General features: G+C 37.1%; 9 protein-coding genes. 7 read left to right on the forward strand and 2 right to left on the reverse strand.

What is annotated here, in order from left to right; translation table 11 throughout:
• Window positions 1–37: 37 nt before the first annotated feature.
• Window positions 38–2,065 (reverse strand): transketolase family protein, encoded by a 2,028-nt coding sequence (locus QOX35_RS11390; RefSeq protein WP_283686996.1) that lies wholly within the window; start codon window positions 2,063–2,065, stop codon window positions 38–40.
• Window positions 2,066–2,313: 248 nt separating this feature from the next.
• Complete coding sequence (locus QOX35_RS11395; RefSeq protein ID WP_283686997.1) at window positions 2,314–6,273, reverse strand: hybrid sensor histidine kinase/response regulator transcription factor; 3,960 nt, start codon at window positions 6,271–6,273, stop codon at window positions 2,314–2,316.
• A gap of 580 nt (window positions 6,274–6,853) precedes the next feature.
• On the opposite strand from QOX35_RS11395, the gene QOX35_RS11400 reads away from it, so the two are divergent.
• The 7 genes from QOX35_RS11400 (at window position 6,854) to QOX35_RS11430 (ending at window position 19,704) form a co-directional block, all read left to right on the forward strand.
• Window positions 6,854–6,976: a hypothetical protein gene (locus QOX35_RS11400; protein ID WP_283686998.1), complete on the forward strand. Its 123-nt coding sequence runs from the start codon at window positions 6,854–6,856 to the stop codon at window positions 6,974–6,976.
• Between the two features lie 51 nt (window positions 6,977–7,027).
• A complete protein-coding gene (locus QOX35_RS11405; protein ID WP_412232008.1) occupies window positions 7,028–8,170 on the forward strand; it encodes an endo-1,4-beta-xylanase in 1,143 nt (380 codons plus the stop codon).
• A gap of 31 nt (window positions 8,171–8,201) precedes the next feature.
• On the forward strand, window positions 8,202–9,173 hold the full coding sequence (locus tag QOX35_RS11410; protein ID WP_283687092.1) for a glycoside hydrolase family 43 protein: 972 nt from the start codon (window positions 8,202–8,204) through the stop codon (window positions 9,171–9,173).
• A gap of 279 nt (window positions 9,174–9,452) precedes the next feature.
• Complete coding sequence (locus tag QOX35_RS11415) at window positions 9,453–11,177, forward strand: glycoside hydrolase family 43 protein (RefSeq protein ID WP_283686999.1); 1,725 nt, start codon at window positions 9,453–9,455, stop codon at window positions 11,175–11,177.
• Window positions 11,178–11,721: 544 nt separating this feature from the next.
• Window positions 11,722–14,865: a SusC/RagA family TonB-linked outer membrane protein gene (locus QOX35_RS11420; RefSeq protein ID WP_283687000.1), complete on the forward strand. Its 3,144-nt coding sequence runs from the start codon at window positions 11,722–11,724 to the stop codon at window positions 14,863–14,865.
• An 11-nt stretch (window positions 14,866–14,876) separates the two neighbouring features.
• Window positions 14,877–16,820 (forward strand): RagB/SusD family nutrient uptake outer membrane protein, encoded by a 1,944-nt coding sequence (locus QOX35_RS11425; RefSeq protein WP_283687093.1) that lies wholly within the window; start codon window positions 14,877–14,879, stop codon window positions 16,818–16,820.
• Between the two features lie 43 nt (window positions 16,821–16,863).
• Window positions 16,864–19,704, forward strand: a complete 2,841-nt coding sequence (locus QOX35_RS11430) for a SusC/RagA family TonB-linked outer membrane protein (RefSeq protein ID WP_283687001.1) — start codon at window positions 16,864–16,866, stop codon at window positions 19,702–19,704.

Consider the following 19,704-nt stretch of genomic DNA (forward strand, 5'->3'; position numbering starts at 1 on the left):
AACGAGCCATTCTGTATATCAGCTTTGTTTTTTTATATTACTTCAGATATTCTTTGACCTGTTTATATACATTATCAGGTGTAAAGCCTAGTTTTTCGTCGAGAACTTTGTAAGGAGCGGAAAACCCGAAAGAGTTCATTCCCCAAATTTTGCCATTGTCGCCAACGAGCCCAAGTAATGTCACAGGTAGCCCGGCAGTCAATCCGAACTTTTTCTTGTCCTCCGGCAATACGCTTTCCTGGTATTCTTTACTTTGTGTGCGGAATACTCCCTCGGATGGAACGGAAACAATACGAGTTTTTATGCCGTCTTCTTTCAGCAGTTTAGCCCCGTCAACGAGTGTCGATACTTCCGATCCAGAAGCCAGCAGGATGATGTCGTAGTTCGCATCTTCCTCCACTATATATGCTCCTTTCTCCGCTTGAAGAGCTTCTGCATATCGGTTTTCTTTTGCCGGCAGGTCGTTGATGTTCTGACGGGAGAAAATCAGTCCTGTCGGGCTTGTTTGATTTTCCATGGCCATTTTCCAAGAAACGGTTGCCTCCGTAACATCTGCCGGACGCAGTACCAGCATGGAGTTGTGCCCGTTGTGATTTTGCAATTTCTCCAACAGACGAATCTGGGCTTCCTGCTCTACGGGTTCATGTGTCGGTCCGTCTTCCCCTACACGGAAAGCATCGTGCGTCCAGATAAACTTAACCGGCAGTTCCATCAGAGCAGCCAGACGTATCGCCGGTTTCATGTAGTCAGAGAACACAAAGAAGGTTGCACAAGCCGAAATGATACCGCCATGCAATGTCATGCCGATACACAGACAAGCCATTGTCAGTTCCGATACCCCTGCCTGCAGGAATGCTCCTGAGAAGTCTCCTTTTTTCATGCTGTGGGTATATTTCAGGAAGCCGTCTGTTTTATCTGAGTTGGAAAGGTCGGCAGATGAAACAACCATGTTCTCTACTTGCTTTGCCAACACACCCAGTACGGTTGCCGATGCCGCGCGAGTCGCCTGATTAGGTTTTTGCTCTATGGCTGCCCAATCGATTGCCGGAGTATAGCCGCTGAACCATTTCTGCATTTTTTCGGCAAGCTCCGGGTTTTGTTTAGCCCAGGCTTGTTTTTCGGCGTGTTTCTTTGCTACTATTTCTTCGAGTTCAGCCTTGCGTTTAGCATATAGCTCTTTTACCTCGGGGAAAATAACGAACGGATTTGTGGGGTCACCTCCTAGGTTTTCGATTGTTTTGTCGAAAGAAGCCCCGGCAGCACTTAAGGGTTGTCCGTGAGTCTCAGTCTCATTTTCAAAGCTTGAACCGTCTGCTTTAATGGCACCTTTACCCATAATTGTTTTACCGATGATAAGGGTCGGCTTTTCTTTTTCAGCTTTAGCTTCTGTAAGAGCGGCACGTATTTCGGAGGCATCATTTCCTTTAATGGTGATCACTCTCCATCCCCATGCCTGATATTTAGCGGCAACATCTTCTTCGGTTACTTCTTTTGTTTTTGTAGATAGCTGTATTCCGTTTGAATCATAGAACATGATCAGGTTATCAAGTCCCAGGTGTCCGGCCGTACGCCCTGCTCCCTGCGAAATCTCTTCCTGGATACCTCCATCCGAGATGAACGCATATATGGTCTGATTCATACGCTCACCAAAACGATGTTTTAAGAATTTGGCAGCGATTGCGGCTCCTACGGCAAAAGTATGTCCCTGCCCCAGTGGTCCTGATGTATTTTCTATTCCGCGGTTGATGTCTCTCTCGGGGTGTCCTGGAGTAACGCTTCCCCATTGACGGAATTGCTGTAAGTCTTCGAGTGTGAATTTTCCAGTCAGGCACAATGTGCTGTAAAGCATGGGTGACATGTGTCCGGGATCGAGGAAAAAACGGTCACGACCTTCCCATGTCGGGTTTTGCGGATCGTAAACGAGAAACTCAGTGAATAAAACATTGATGAAGTCGGCTCCACCCATTGCTCCCCCAGGGTGTCCTGACTTCGCTTTTTCAACCATTGAAGCCGACAGTATACGAATATTGTCTGCACTTTTGTTTAATAAATCAATAGAACTCATTGTTAAATATTTTGATGTTTCGAAGTTTAATCAGAGAAATTATATTTGTAAAACTAGGGCTTTTTAGATATAAACTGTCATTTTCATCAGTGAAGCTTTCTTGTTTTCAATAATTGTTTTTTCTCAATAATCATATTTCAAATTTACGAAACATTAAAAATAATAATTACAGAATCCATTCCTTTTACAATCGTATATAGTGCTTTGGACTGCTATTATGTCGCATATTCGTTCTTTTATGTTGCATCTTAACTTTCTCCCCTCTCTGCATACTCTGTAGGGGTACATCCATAGAATTTCTTAAATGCAACTGCAAAAATGGTAGGGTTCGAAAAACCTGTAGCATAAGCGACTTGTGATATGTTTACTTTTTTCTCAACTAACAATTTTGCAGCTTGTTTTAAACGTACATTTCGAATAAAGTCGCTGGTAGTTATCCCTGTTATTTCTTTAAGTTTTCGATGTAGTTGTGTACGGCTGATACCAACATCTTTAGATAGAGCCTCGATGCTGAATTTAGAATTGTCTATATTTTTATTAATAAGAGTCATCAGTCGTTCTATAAATAAGTCGTCATTCGATTTAATATCTAAGGGAGTAACTTTTTCTTCCAACTCTTTTACCCCTACAAATTTACCTTTCAATAAAGATCTGTTTGATATCAGATTATTACAAAGGAAGAGCAGTTCTTCCATCAGAAACGGTTTATCCATAAAGCCATCCGCACCTACATTCCAGCCCATCATGCGACTATCCGCTTCAACCTGAGATGTTAAGAGGATCACCGGGATATGACTTATATTCTCATTGCTTCTAATTTTCTTGAGTAGAGTGAAACCATCCATCTCGGGCATTGCTACGTCTGATATGACCAAGTCGATGCGTTCTTGTAGTAATATTTGCAAGGCTTCGTTGCCATTATTTGCAGTAACGACTTTATAACTCGCACTTAATTCTCTTTGTATATATTCCTGTAGTCCTTCATCATCATCTACAACCAATATGCGTTGTCTTTTTTTATTTTTAATTGCTACTGTTGGATGATCTTTTTCTTCCCAACAAATAGGTGTTTCTAATGCAAAGCGGATTGTTTCGCTTTGCTGAACAATATCTTCTTTTGTGAAGTGTTCATTCCCTATAGGAATACGAACAGTAAAACAGCTACCCTGTATATCCTTCCTATTAGAAGCTTTTATAGTTCCATGGTGAAGCTCAACTAATAGTTTGCATAAGTTCAGCCCTATGCCGAATCCTAATGGATTGTATGGCTCTGTTTGATAAAATCGTTCGAAAATGCGTTCAACCTCTTTCTCGTTTAATCCTAATCCCGAATCAATGATATTAATTTCAGCATACTTTCCTGCATTTTCGGATTTAATAGTTGTAAGGGTTATTTTAATCTCTCCTCCGTCCTTCGTATATTTGAATGCGTTTATGAGCAAGTTCATCAATACCTTGTCGAAGTTATTTCTGTCAATCCATACTGGCAGACGATCTTCTGTTGATTCGAAAGAGAACTTTATATCTCGCTTATTTGCTTGGTAATCAAATACAAGTGTTAGGTCTTTTATAAATCCGACCATATCCGTTTCCTGACATGCAATCTTCATCTGTCCTTTGTCTATCTTTCTAATATCCAAAAGCTGGTTTATAAGGCTCATTATCCGATGTGCATTACGCTGTATTGTTTCTAATAACTTTTTTGTTTTTTCATCATATTCGGTTTTTAGTAATTCAGATAATGGGCTTATGATTAGTGTGGTAGGTGATCGTAGTTCATGTGCAATATTAATGAAGAATTTCAATTTATCTTCATTGTTTTGTTCTTCTCTACGTCTTTGTTGACGTTTCTGCCATGTATAGACAATACCTGTTAATATTCCGATAAAAAGTAATACATATAAGGATGTTGCCCAAGTAGTACTGTACCAAGGTGGTGAAATCTTTATGTTTAGAGTCTTGATAGAAGAATAAGCATTGTTCTCGAAAGCTCTTACTTCTAAGGTGTAATTCCCTGGAGATAAAAAGTTATATGTTATACGATTCTCTCCCGGAAATGTAGATATCCATTCTTCATTCATTCCCAGTAGGCGATACTCAAAAATAACATTCTCCGGATTATGATAATTCATTGTGGAAAATTCCAGAGAAAAAGACTTTTCGTTATAGGATAGGTTTATCTCTGAGGCATCAAACAGTCTAGTCTCGGATATCGGTTTGCCTTTTATTATCTTATCAGCACTAACTGATACATTATTTATGTATAAATGAGTTAGTTTGGGTTGAAAGTCTAAACTTAGAGCCTTAATTGAATCCGGGAGGAATTTCGTTACTCCATATAATCCACCGAAATATAAATATCCCATCTTATCTTGTAAGAAAATATTCTTCGAGAATTCTCTATCAACAAGTCCATTCCCTGTGTAGTAGCATGCGATACGTCCGGTTTCTATATTTAATTGGAATATTCCGTTGAGTGTACTTCCCCAAATGTTGTTTCCCGTAGCATCAGTGCCTAGTCCGCATATAATGTTGTTCGGCAAACCTTCTTCCATCCCATAGTGTTCTATTTTTTTGTTTTTTTTGTCATATCTGTATAATCCATTATTTGTCCCAATCCAAATATTTTTTTTCTTGTCCTCCATTAGAGTGGTGCAAATCATAGAAGAAAGAGATGTATCATCGCTATAGTGTAGAAGGATATTCTTATTCGGATCGTAACAGTCTACACCTATACTATGTGCAAGCCAAATAAGCCCATCGGAGTCGCACAAGATATCATTAATCCAGTTGTTAGATAAAACTTGATCATTTGCTAAACGGGTTTTATCAGATATCAATATCCATTTTTTTGTTTCAATATTATACCGAATGAAACCTTCTCCAAGTACGGATATATATACATTTTTCTTTTTATCTTCAGCTATAGCAACAACAGATTTTCCTTCGAAGGATGGATATTTAGCACTCCTCCCACTTTTTTTATCAAAAGTATAAACACCTCCTTGGTAGCTTCCAATCCAAAATGTTCCGTTGATATCCTCATATATGGTAGAAACATCTTTTTGAATATTATAAGACTCTAAAATCTTCCCTCTGTTGTTTATCTTATTGAGTTTACCATTGTCCGTTCCTAGCCATAATTCATTTTCACGGTCTTCATATAATGAAGTAATAGATCCTGTCTCTCCATTTTCTTTAAAATACCAAAAATCGAACTGAGTAGGCTCATTTAAGCCCATTAATAATCCTTTTTGATTGCATCCAAACCATAAGTTCCCTTTATTGTCTTCAAAAAAAGTTGTAATACGTTCTTTTATAGGATTGTCATATCCATTTTTAAGTTTGGAAGGCGTAACCAAGGTCATCGTATTGGTATCTATATATTTCAGTCCTTGCCCTACAGTGTTGACGTATACCATTCCGTCTTTAAGACAAGCGATACCTCGTATATTTACATTTGGTTCATCATTTTTGATACGCATAAAGTCTTGACGGATTATATCCCATAAAAAAACACAAGAGCTTGTTGCAACAAACATTCTTCCCATGTGGTCTTCTGTTATTCCATAGACCTTATATTGAGGGTCGATAGGTAAATCATAAGTTTTTACGCTTTTTTTGTCTGGAGAAATACATGCCATACGGCTTTCTGATAATACTATCCATATTTGGTGTGCCCGATCTTCAAAAATATGGTTAGAATAAGGGATTACCAATAGTTTGTTTATATCTGTGAGAGAAGTTGCTGTCATTGTTTGTTTATTAATAGAGTATACGCCATAGCCTCCTGTTACAATCCAGATTTCTCCGCTATGCAGTTGTATAATTCCTCTGACTGATGGATGTGTATTATCGGGGAATTTGACATGAATGAAAGAGTCTTTGTAAGGATTGTAATATTCTAATCCTCTATTTGCACCGATCCAGAGAGAGCCGGAGTCATCAGTGAAAAAAGTTTCGATATAATTACCTGATAAGGATGTGGAGTCTTTGTCATTGTAAAAATAATGAGTGAAATTCCATCCATCGAATTTATTTAATCCGTTCTGGGTAGCTATCCAAATAAATCCTGAGGAATCTTGAGTAATTCGGGTGATTAGGTTGCTCGATAATTTCCCTAATCCATAAAAGCGTTCCTGTTGAGCTAAGCTTAAACTAATGGAGACGCACGAAAGGGCAATAAACAAAAAAAAGCGTTTGCTCATGTATTTTAGATTTTCGGTATTAGAATGTGAAACAAAAATAAAGAATTAAACAATGAAAAAGGGAACAAAATAAACATATTTTGTTCCATGTGCAACATAAACTATCGTTTGTGAAACGTAAAGGGTGTTTTATGTCTTTGTTTAGGTGGATTATATCGGTTTCTTCTGTTTTGGGAACACATATATTAATGATGGTATAATTGCATGTACGTTTCTTTAAATTTCAAATGTTAGTATATTTTAGCTAAATCTACACATGTATCAATTCGATTATAAGTGCAAATGTATGGCATTTATGCTAGCATTGACTTTTTAGACGGAATAGTCTGTTTTTTGAGGTCAAGCTCTTTTGTGAAAAAGAAGCACAAAAAATCTCTTTGTATGCTTTCAAGAATCTGAAGAAACAATATAGATATAAAGTGAAACATCTTAGAGTTGTTGCGAAACATATGATAGCGTAAGCTGTATCAATAATAGTTACCTCTCTTTTGTTAATGGTTTAATTTTACAATGCAGAAAGTCCTTAGCCTTAGACGTGTGAAGATAGGGGGCATAAATCAAAATCAATAAAGATACTGGTATGGCTTGTGCTTATAGTTTAATTTATAAAACCGGCGGGGATAAATCTAAACCTGAACAGGAATACAATGAGATAAACAAGATTCATTTGGAAATCGAAGAACGTTATCTGAATGACAAGTAACGTTCATCTAAAAATGAAATTAATAAATATATAATATAGAAAATCATTATCATGAAATTATTAACACCTATTCTTAGTTTTAGCTTGATGCTTTTATTGCTCTGCTGTGTTCAGGCTAAATCGACAAGTGATGACAAAAATCCATCTTTAAAAAATGCACTAGATGGAAAGTTTTATATCGGAACGGCTTTAAATCTAAATCAGATACAAGGTCGCGATACAGCTTCATTGAAAATTGTAAAAGATCAGTTTGCTGCCATTGTAGCAGAAAATTGCATGAAAAGCATGTATATGCAGCCCAAAGAAGGAGAGTTCTTTTTTGATGATGCGGATAAGTTTGTTGAATTAGGTGAGCAGAACCACCTGTTTGTCACAGGCCATTGCCTGATCTGGCATTCTCAGGCTCCGTCGTGGTTCTTTACTGATGATAAAGGAAAAGACGTTTCGCCTGAAGTATTAAAAGAAAGGATAAAAAATCATATAACAACAATTGTGAACCGTTATAAAGGACGCATAAAAGGCTGGGACGTTGTTAACGAAGCGATATTAGATAATGGAGAGTTTCGCAAAAGTAAATTCTATGAGATATTAGGTGAAGAATTCATTCCGTTAGCATTTCAATATGCTCATGAAGCTGATCCCGATGCAGAGCTTTATTACAACGACTATAATGAATGGCTTAATGAGAAGCGCGATGCGATTGTGGATCTAGTTAAAACTTTAAAAGAAAAAGGTATTCGTATCGATGGCGTTGGTATGCAAGGTCATGTGGGATTAGATTCCCCGACATTAGCTGATTATAAGGCGGCGATAGATGCCTATACAGCATTGGGTGTAAAAGTTATGATTACAGAGTTTGAATTGAGTGCATTGCCTTCGCCTCGCTTTAATGTGGGAGCTAATATATCGGATACAGAAGCTTATAGGAAGGAGATGAATCCTTATGTTGAAGCTTTGCCCGATTCTGTTTCAGATGTTTGGAGTAAGCGGATGTTGGAATACTTTACACTTTTTTTGGATAATTCTGATAAAGTAAGTAGGGTAACTATGTGGGGTGTTACGGATGGCGATTCGTGGAAAAATAATTTTCCAATGAGAGGACGTACAGATTATCCTTTGTTATTTGATAGGAATTATAAAGCTAAACCTGTTGTTCAGAGTATTATAGATGAGGCAATGTCTAGAAGAAAATAAAAAAGAATATCAACTGAGAAATAACGGAAATATGAAAACGTCTAAATATTTAGTTCCTGATGCTTACATGGCAGATCCAGCTGTTCATGTTTTTAACGGGAGATTGTATATATATCCTTCACACGATTGGGAAAGTGGAATCGAAGAAAATGATAATGGCGATCACTTCAATATGAAGGATTATCATGTGTTTTCTACGGATGATATCGAAAATGGTGTTCTTAAAGATCATGGTGTTGTTTTAGATACAGCTGATATCCCTTGGGCTGGTCGTCAATTGTGGGATTGTGATGTAGCCTGTAAAGATGGCAAATATTATATGTATTTTCCACTGAAGGATCAAAATGATATTTTTCGTATAGGAGTAGCTATTGGCGATAAGCCCGAAGGGTCATTCACTCCTGAGGAAAATCCAATAAAGGGAAGTTATAGTATCGATCCTGCTATTTGGGAAGAAAATGGCGAATACTATATGTATTTTGGTGGATTATGGGGTGGACAGCTTCAACGTTATCGCAACAACAAAGCGCTAGAATGTGCCGTTCTGCCCGAAGGGAAAGATTTAGCTTTATGTCCTAAAGTTGTAAAATTGAGTGCTGACATGCTTGGATTTTCAGAAGAGCCTCGCGATGTTCTCATCCTAGATGAAAACGGAAACTCATTAACGGCAGGAGATACAGAGAAGCGTTTTTTTGAAGCATCATGGTTGCATAAATACAATGGTAAATATTACTTTTCATACTCCACAGGTGATACACATTTATTGTGTTATGCTACCGGAGATAATCCATACGGTCCTTTTGTGTATCAAGGAGTAATTCTTACTCCGGTTATCGGTTGGACTACTCATCATGCAATTGCCGAATTCAAAGGGAAATGGTATTTATTTTACCATGACTGTGTACCATCTGGAGGGAAAACATGGTTGCGTAGCCTTAAGGTGGTAGAACTGGAATATGACAGCAACGGTAAAATCAAAACGATTGAAGGTACACTTAATTAGTTGCTGCATATACGAGGGACGATGACTCTGTTTTTATGCAATCGATTATAAATAATATAAAAAAGCCAATTATTCGCTTTCTCCCTTATGTAGAGAGTCTTTTTAGTGAAAGGAAATGTAACGTGCAACATAGAAGATTGAAAATGCAACAATCCGTAGGGTTGTAATTACTTGTGCGATTGTAAAAGAAACAAGTTTTTATCCTTTAATTTTTTTAGATATATAGCTTTGTAATGTTATCGCTAAAGCGTAAAACCATATAATAACTTAATTCATATCATGAAAAAAAATGTAATTGCTATTATTACAGGTATACTCTTATTTAGTCCTTTTAGTTTGAGCAGTCAGACTAAGGCAAACAAAAAACTTCAAAAAGGGATTCCTACTTTTTCCAAATTTATTTATCAAGGGAATGATAAGGTTTATAATGAAAATCCTTTAAAAAGCAATGAATTTTATACACCGATTTTGCAAGGGTGTTATCCCGACCCGAGTATTACTCGTAAAGGAGATGACTATTATTTGGTCAACTCATCTTTTGCTTTTTTCCCGGGAGTCCCAATCTTTCATAGTAAAGACTTAGTTAATTGGACACAAATAGGAAATGTATTAGAAAGACCAACTCAACTAAAAGTACAAGATATAGAAATGAGTGCAGGAGTTTATGCTCCCGACATTGCATACAATCCTCATAATGACACCTTTTATATGATCACGACTCATATTGGAGGAGGTTTGGGTAATATTGTTGTTAAAACTAAAGATCCTCGACAAGGATGGGGCGACCCGATCCGCCTAGAGTTTAATGGAATTGACCCGGCTTTATTCTTTGATGATGACGGTAAAGCTTATTTAGTACACAATGATGCTCCGGATCATGGCAAAGAATTGTATTCTGGTCACAGGGTTATTAAACAATGGGAATATGATGTAGAAAACGATAGAGTTATTCCTGGTACAGATAAAATAATAGTAGATGGGGGGGTGGATATTACAAAGAGACCTATATGGATAGAAGGCCCTCATATATATAAAAAAGATGGTCGCTATTTTTTGATGTGTGCAGAAGGAGGTACTGGCGATTGGCATAGTGAAGTGATTTTTGTTAGTGAAAATCCACGCGGACCATTTAAGCCGGCTGCTAATAATCCTATATTGACTCAAAGATATTTTGCAAAAGATAGAAAAGATAAAGTAGATTGGGCTGGACATGCCGATTTAGTACAAGCTCCTGATGGTAAGTATTACGGCGTGTTTTTAGCAATTCGTCCTAATAATAAACAAAGAGTAAATTCGGGTAGAGAAACATTTATATTACCTGTAGACTGGAGTGGAGAATTCCCTGTTTTCGAGAATGGGCTTATTCCTCTATCGCCTAAGTTGAAAATGCCGGAAGGTGTACAAAATCAAACAGGAATGAATGGTTTCTTCCCTAATGGAAACTTTACTTTTAATGACGATTTTTCAAGCAAAAGTTTAGATCATAGATGGATAGCAGTAAGAGGCCCTCGTGAAGGTTTTGTGAATATTACAAAAGATGGTTTACAGATTAAGCCATTCCAGGCAAACATCAAAGATCGTAAGCCTATTTCAGCTTTATTTCATAGACAACAGCATAAAACATTTTCAACAACAGTGAACATGAACTATGTACCTGCCTCTGAAACTGATTTAGCCGGAATCGTTTGTTATCAAAAAGAATCATTTAACTATGTATTTGGTATTACACAAAAAGGAAGCGACTCTTATATCTTGCTTGTCAGAACAGATAAGAATAAGTCTACCCTTGTTGCTAGTGAAAAAATTGATGTAAGCAAACCAATACAATTGCAGGTTGAAGCAGACGAAGATAATTATAGATTTAATTACTCTGTTGATAATCAAGTATTCAAAAATGTTGGAGGAACTGTTTCCGGTGATATTCTTTCCACAGATGTTGCTGGTGGGTTTACTGGAGCATTGATTGGTTTATATTCAACATCTTCAAATGATTTTCAACCATAAGCTTTTGCTTATTTGCATATAAACTTTTTTCGGCGTAGTGGAGAACTAGCATACATTTTGGAGTCGATTATTCACTACGTCGATAGTTACCTGAAAAATTTAATACCATCTCTCCAGGCATTTTACTGCAGCAAATACTATTAGAAAAACAGAAAACGATAACCAAAACTGTGGTGATAAAAAATACTGTCTGAGATAATAATTGTAAATAATACACTTAAAATAACCTTAAATTGTAATACCATATGATAAAAAACTCTTTTGTGAAAAAATACCAATAAACTGAAGAAAATGTAGCTAGACAATACTCTATGTTATGTTTTCTATGATCAATAATCTCCTAGACCTAAATGCTGATTTGACAAATTCTCGAAGAGAGTATGCAAATGTATTTTTTAATAATAGGCATTAACTTATTATTTAATTTTTAATCCATGAAAACTAATATTGATGACAGCTGACTTTTATAATCCTATTAGATTGATATTAAGAATCGATCATATTATGATAAATTAAAATTGTTAATCATATTAAACTAATAGTAATGAATAATAAAACAAAACGAGCTTGGAAAATTCCCTGCATAAGTTTACTACTGCTATTTATTTGCTTTGCAGCATATGCGCAGAAAGGAACTGTTATTACGGGAAATGTCGTAGACAAAAATGATGAGCCTCTTACAGGAGTTAATATTACTTTAAAGGGCAATACATCAGTAGGAACTGTAACAGATTTTGATGGAAATTTTTCATTAACTGTTCCAGCCGGAACAAAGACCATCGTAGCTACTTATGTAGGCATGACAACACAGGACATAAACATACAAGGCAAACAGAATGTAAGAGTGGTTATGTCCGAAAATGAAGAGATTTTAAGTGAAGTAGTTGTGGTAGGTTATGGTCAACAGAAGAAGGCCAGTGTCGTAGGAGCAATCACACAAACTACAGGTAAAGTTTTAGAGCGTGCCGCTGGTATTTCTGATATTGGAGCTGCTCTTACCGGTAATTTGCCGGGTGTAATCACTACTCAGAGTACAGGGATGCCTGGAGAAGAAGAACCAAAGATTGTAATTCGAGGAGCTAGTTCGTGGAACAATAGCGATCCTCTAGTATTAGTCGATGGTATCGAACGTCCAATCAGCTCCGTAGATATTAGTTCGGTAGAAAGCGTATCTGTTCTGAAAGATGCTTCTGCTACAGCTGTTTATGGAGTTAAAGGTGCGAATGGTGTTATTTTGGTTACCACCAAGAGAGGTAGTGACGGAAGCGCAAAGATAGATGTTGGTTTCAATGCAACACTAAAAGCTCCGTCTAAATTACCTAACAAATTGGATTCTTATGATGCATTAATGGCTCGTAACAGGGCTATTGAGCATGAATTAGCTCTAACGCCTGATTCTTGGGCTTATATACGACCACAAGCATTCATCAACAATTATCGGAACCAGACTACTATAGAGCAACGAGAACGCTATCCGAATGTAGATTGGCAGGATGCTCTATTCAAGAAGACTGCAATGTCTTATAATGCAAATATAAATGTATCGGGAGGAACAAAAGTTGTAAAATACTTTGCTTCTGCCGACTTTGTGCATGAAGGCGACCTTTTCCGCGTTTATGATAATGGACGTAATTATAATGCCGGATATGGATTCGACAGGCTAAATGTTCGTAGTAATCTGGATTTTCAAATTACAAAGACAACTTTGTTTAAGGTTAATCTAGCGGGTTCTAATGCTATCAAGAAAACACCTTGGGGACAAACCGATAACTCCACATGGGCTGTTGCTCAACAATGGTCTGGAGCCTATAATATTGCACCGGATGTTTTCCTTCCCCAATATTCGGACGGCTCATGGGGATTCTATCCAAATATTTCGAATGTGAGTAACTCGGCTGCAGTTCTTTCTTTGGGAGGTACAATGCAGACAACAACAACTCGTATCAATACAGACTTTACTTTAGAGCAAGACTTGGGTTTTATAACAAAAGGATTGTCTGCTAGAGGAGTTGTTTCTTGGGATAATACTTTCGTTGAATTCGAAAGAGGAATAAATGATTTAAATAATTCGGCTCAGGGAAAATGGATAGATCCAGAAACAGGTCAAGTAACTTATAGACAAAATTTTGATGGAAATAATAAGTTCGACTGGATGCAAGGTGTTAACTGGGCTACATCAGGAGGATCTGTAAATAATGGAGCAACATTACGTAATTTATACTATCAGGCCCAATTGAATTGGGCTCGTAAATTTGATGCGCATAGCATAACAGCCATGGGTGTTTTCAGTCGTCAAGAAGAGGCGAGAGGTAGTGTGATGCCTATTTTCCGTGAAGACTGGGCTTTCCGTGCTACTTATGATTACGCAGACAAATACTTTATAGAATACAACGGTGCTTATAATGGTTCTGATAAATTCAGTAAAGAAAATCGTTTTGCATTCTTCAATTCTGGTGCTATAGGATGGATGTTAAGCAATGAGAATTTTATGAAAGGATTAAAATTCTTAGATATGCTTAAGATCAGAGCTTCATATGGGGAAATTGGAGATGATAATCTTGGTGGTGACAAATTCGATTCAGCCAGACGTTGGCTTTATATGACCCAGTGGGCTTATGGAGGAGTTACAGCAATGGATTTAAATCATGGAAATAGTCCTTATACATGGTACAGAAAATCAGCACTTGGAAATGAAAATGTGAAATGGGAAACCGTAAGAAAGATAAATGTAGGAGCAGACTACTCATTCTTGGACGGATTATTTATTGGTAGCGTAGATGTTTTTAGAGATGACCGTAGAGATATCTTGGTATGGGGTGATCAACGTTCTACTCCGTCGTATTTGGGAGCTATGCCTCCTACAGCGAATATTGGTAGAGTTCGTACAAATGGTTATGAATTGGAATTACGTATAAATAAACGACTTTCTAATGATATGAGACTTTGGGGTAATTTCAACATGACACACTCTAAAAATAAAATATTAGAAAAAGATGACCAGGCGTTAAGACCTGCTTATCAGAAAGCTGCCGGATATAGCATTGGACAATATACATCATACGTTGATGCCGGATATGTCAATACCTACGACCAATTATATGGAAGTACCCGTCATGACACTAACGATTCGCAAAAATTACCCGGCGATTATAACATAATAGACTTCAATGGAGATGGGGTGATTGACAATAAAGACTTAGTGCCTTATGGATATTCCGGTACACCTCAGAATACATTCAATGCTACTATTGGCTTCGAATGGAAAGGATTTAGTGCTTTCGTTCAGTTCTATGGTGTGACAAATGTAACCCGAGATGTATCATTAACAAGCTTCGGTAATAAACTAAACACTGTATACGATATAGGAACATGGTGGTCGAAAGATAATACATCTGCCGATGTTGTAGTGCCACGATGGTCTTCTAGTCCGAGCTATAATACCAGTACTCAGTTTTTATATGACGGATCATATATCCGTTTGAAGAATGCTGAGGTTGCCTATACATTTACTGATGGCTGGATTAAGAAATTAGGTGTGAAAAATATGAAAATATATCTCAATGGAAATAATCTGTGGTTGTGGACAAGAATGCCTGACGACCGTGAAGCAAATTTATCCGGTGCAGGTTATTTAGGCGCTTATCCTACTGTGAGACGTTACAATTTAGGTATTAAATTCTCATTATAAGATTAAAGATGATGAAAAATATATATAAAACTTTTCTAAAGAGTTGTATCCTGTTCTTAATATTAGGAACTAGTTTAGCTTCTTGTGAAGATTATTTGGATAAAGAACCTGATTCTACTATATCAGGAGATGATGCCTTTAAGAACTTCATGAATTTTCAGGGCTATATAGAAGAGATTTACAATTGCATACCTGATAAACAGAAGTGTAATTGGGCTCCTTCCTGGAATTGGGGTGACGATGAAATCTTCAACCCCGAGGCTGATGGTCGCATGACTCACCAAGTAGACCTAGGAAACTATCGCGCATGGAGAAGCGCAGGTGATTGGTTATATAACAGTAATAGTAGTTCTACAGCTACCGGAGACGGATCTCCTAAACGACATTCGTTATGGCCTCATGCATGGTATTGCATAAGTAAAGCAAATGAAGGATTGGCTAATCTGGACAAGCTAACAACAGCCACAGCTGAGGAAAAAAATCTGATTGCAGGGCAACTATATTTCTTTCGTGCATGGTGGCATTTTGAACTCATGACATTCTTTGGTGGGTTACCTTATGTAGACCATGTATTAGATGCTACCGGAACATTGACTCTTCCTCGATTGAGTTATCAGGAATGTGCAGATAAAGTTGCTGCCGATTTTAGGCAAGCTGCCGATCTACTTCCTATCGACTGGGATAACACAACAGTAGGGAAAAATACAGTGGGCAAAAACCAATTGCGTATTAATAAAATAATGGCATTAGGTTATTTGGGTAAAAATTATCTTTGGGCAGGTAGCCCATTGATGAAAAACGGACCAAAAATAGGTGGAAGTCAAACTTATGACTATGATGAGGCATACTGTAAAAAAGCTGCTGAAGCCTTTGGTGAACTACTAAGTCTTGTAGAAGGTAATCAAACTCAATATGCATTAGCTCAGTTCAACTACAAAGATATTTATAATCATGAGAGAGCTGAAGGTTCTACATCTAGCTACTCGGATATTTTTTACACCACTCGTCAAAACTGGTTACAACCGGGATCTGTTGAAGCAATTTTCAGGGGGCCATCTCCAGACTTCAATGCCAGTAACTGGAATACTGCGAAGGTATTTGGTCCTAAAGTTGGCGGTTTGGTTGCTCATGATAACGTGATTCACCAACCAACAGCAAACTATGTTAATATGTATGGCATGGATAATGGACTTCCTCTAAATGATCCGGCTTCCGGCTTTGATCCTAATTATCCATTCAAAAATAGAGACCCTCGCTTCTATCATGATATTGTATTTGATGGATTCAAGTATGTAAATAGTACTATGCCTGCGGATATGGAATATCTGCGTTATTGTAGTCTTTATACAGGAGGTGCAATGAGACCCGTAGCTAATGCTAGCCGTACAGGATATTTTATCCAAAAGCTAGTACCTCATACCTGCAACGAGTATGATAGAACATATGACTGGGGAGGAAACTATCACTGCTATTTGCCATATATGCGTTTATCTGATATTTATTTGATGTATGCCGAATCATGTGCTGCATTTGGTGGTGCTAGCGGTAAATCTTCTAATTTCTCAAAAACTGCAGAAGGTGCGATCAACACAGTGAGAGATCGTGTAAAAGCAGGACATGTAGGCAGCTCTTATACAGCAAGTAAAAATAAATTTATAGACGAAATTCGTAGAGAGCGTGCCGTAGAACTTTCATTTGAAGGATTCCGTTTCAATGATTTGCAACGTTGGTTATTACTAACAGAATATCCGTATACAGTAAAAACATCACAGGAATTTAAGCGTGTAGAAAACAATGACTTTTTCAAGAATAACGACCCAAAAGATGCAAGGGTATCAGAATTCAAAGAAGAAGTTATTCTTACTCGAGTATTTGGTACCAAACATTATTGGTTCCCTCTTCCTGACAATGATGTATATCTGTATCCTGAATTCGGGCAAAATCCGGGCTGGTAAATCCAAATAGAGTAAATGAATGTGTAATTTAAACGAATAAAAGATGAAATATATACAATCAATATTCATTTTGTGTGCCATGTTTGTCTTCTGCCCATTTGCAACCAAAGCTCAAACATTAGACCAAAATGAGGCGGACTCACTCAAAAGTGATAAAGAATCGCTCGTACAGATTGCTTTTCGAAAAGTAGCTCAAAGCGACTTGTTGGGTGGTGTATCTGTTGTTAATGTAGAGGAACTGTCAAAAAAGAACTATAACACATATAGTTTAGATAATATGCAGGCCTATATCGGGGGGTGGAATGGAAATTCGCTGTGGGGTATGGATGCCGACAATGCAGGATATTTAGTGCTGGTTGACGGAATTCCCCGTGTGGCCAACAATGTTTTGCCTAGCGAAATTGATCAAATAACATTCCTGAAAGGAGCGCAGGCTGTTGTACTTTATGGTAGCCGCGCAGCAAAAGGTGTTATATATATAACGACCAAAAGAGGTAAGACCGAAGATCTTAGGATAAGCGTAAGAGCCAATACAGGTTTTCATATATCTAAAAGCTATCCTGAATATCTAGGATCTGCTGAATATATGACTCTTTATAATGAAGCTCTTCATAATGATGATCCCACTAGACTTCCTAAATATACTGAGAATGAGATTTATAATACCGCTTCGGGCTTAAATCCGTATCGTTATCCCAATGTAGATTTTTATTCTTCTGAGTTTTTGAAGAAAGTATCTAATCGTTCAGAAGTTACAGCAGAAATTACAGGCGGAAGTAAACGTGCTCATTTTTATAGTAATGTAGGTTATTATCATCAAGATGACTTGTTTAAGATCGGTGAAGCGAAGGATAATAGTATCAATCGTCTAAATGTGCGTGGTAATGTGGATGTTATGATTAGTAATGCTATTAGTGCATATATTAATGCGAATGCTACTTTTTATGATGCCAAAAGCGCAAAGGGTGATTATTGGAATGCTGCATCAACATTTCGTCCCAATCGTGTAGCTCCGTTAATCCCATTAGATATGATTGATAAAGATGCTTTGGCCGCATGGGATTTGGTAAATAATACTAATATAATTGATGGTAAATATATACTGGGAGGAAATAGCATTGATCCCCAAAATGTATTTGCCGATATCTATGCTGCAGGTAGTAGCAAATATACAAGCCGTTATTTTCAATTTGATACGGGAATTGATATTAATTTAGAAAGCTTTTTGAAAGGACTTTCTTTTCATACAAAGTTCGCCGTAGATTATGCTACAGGTTATACAACCTCTTTTGACAATACCTATTCGGTATATAACCCTAAATGGGCAAACTATAATGGAAAAGACGTTATTGCAGGTTTAGCCAAGGAAGGTAATGATAAAAAGTCAGGAGTTCAAAATGTTGACAAAAGTGCTGATACTCAAACAATGGTGTTTTCAGGGCAGTTTGACTATATAAATACTTTTGCAGATAATCATAACCTCTCGGCTATGCTAATAGCTTCGGGCTACCAGCAAACCGTATCTTCTGAATATCATAAAATATCAAATGTAAACTTAGCATTACAAGTTGGTTATAATTATCAAAAGAAATATTATGCCGATTTTGGATCAGCCGTAATACACTCAGCAAAGTTAGCCGAAGGACACCGTAATGCATTTTCACCATCTCTTACATTAGGTTGGAGGATGAGCAATGAAAATTTCCTATCCGGATCGTCTGTTGTAGATGATTTAATGTTGAGTGTTTCAGGAAGCGTCTTACATCAAGATATTGATATCGAAGATTATTATATGTATAAGTCGGCTTGGAGACAGGATTATGGTTGGAGTTGGTATGACGGTAGTTTGGAAAAATATACAATGTCTCTCCGTGGAAATAATGATGATCTTACATTTATTAAACGCAAAGAAATATCAGCGAATCTAAGAACTTCTTTGTGGAAGAAAATGATAACTGCAGATCTGTCATTCTTCATGAATTCTATGGAAGGACTTATTGTAAGTCCTAGCCCAAATTTCCCTAGTTACTTGTCTACAGCTTATCCAAAAGCTTCATTTGTTCCATATATGAATTATAATAACAATAAACGCACAGGATTTGACTTTAGTGTTAATTTGAATAAAAAAATTGAAGAGGTTAATTTTTCTCTAGGTGTATCGGGTACTTACTACGATACAAAAGCCACCAAGCGTAGCGAAATAGATGTCGAAGATTATCGAAAATCTCAAGGTAAACCTATAGATGCTATTATGGGGCTACAAAGTGCTGGTTTTTTTAAGGATAATGCTGATATTGCTAATTCTCCTGAACAACAATTGGGTGGTACATTAAAACCTGGAGATATTAAGTATGTAGATCAAAATGGAGATGGTGTTATCGATGAGAAGGATGTCATATATTTAGGCAAAGCTGGTTGGTATGGTGCGCCATTTACTTTGGGCATAAATATGACACTTAAATGGTCTGATTTTACATTCTTTGCTTTAGGAACAGGCAGCTTTGGCGCTAATGGTATGAAAAATAGTTCTTATTATTGGGTTTCTGGAGATGGTAAGTATTCCGCAGTCGTTCGCGACCGATGGACGGAAGAAACAAAAGAAACTGCAACTTACCCTCGTTTAACGACTACAAGTGGAAGTAATAATTTCCGTTCGTCTGACTTCTGGATCTATAAATCTAATCGTTTTGATTTGGCCAAAGTGCAGGTTACATACGACTTGCCTAAGCATATATTGAAAAATAGTTTTATCAGAGAGCTTTCCGCATATGTAAGCGGTGCTAACCTGCTAACAATATCCAAGGAACGTAAACACATGGAAATGAATGTAGGTAGTTCTCCACAAACCAGATTTTATAATATAGGTATAAAAGCTGCATTTTAA

It is taken from the genome of Dysgonomonas sp. Marseille-Q5470 (assembly GCF_951230145.1).
Classification (GTDB): Bacteria; Bacteroidota; Bacteroidia; order Bacteroidales; family Dysgonomonadaceae; genus Dysgonomonas.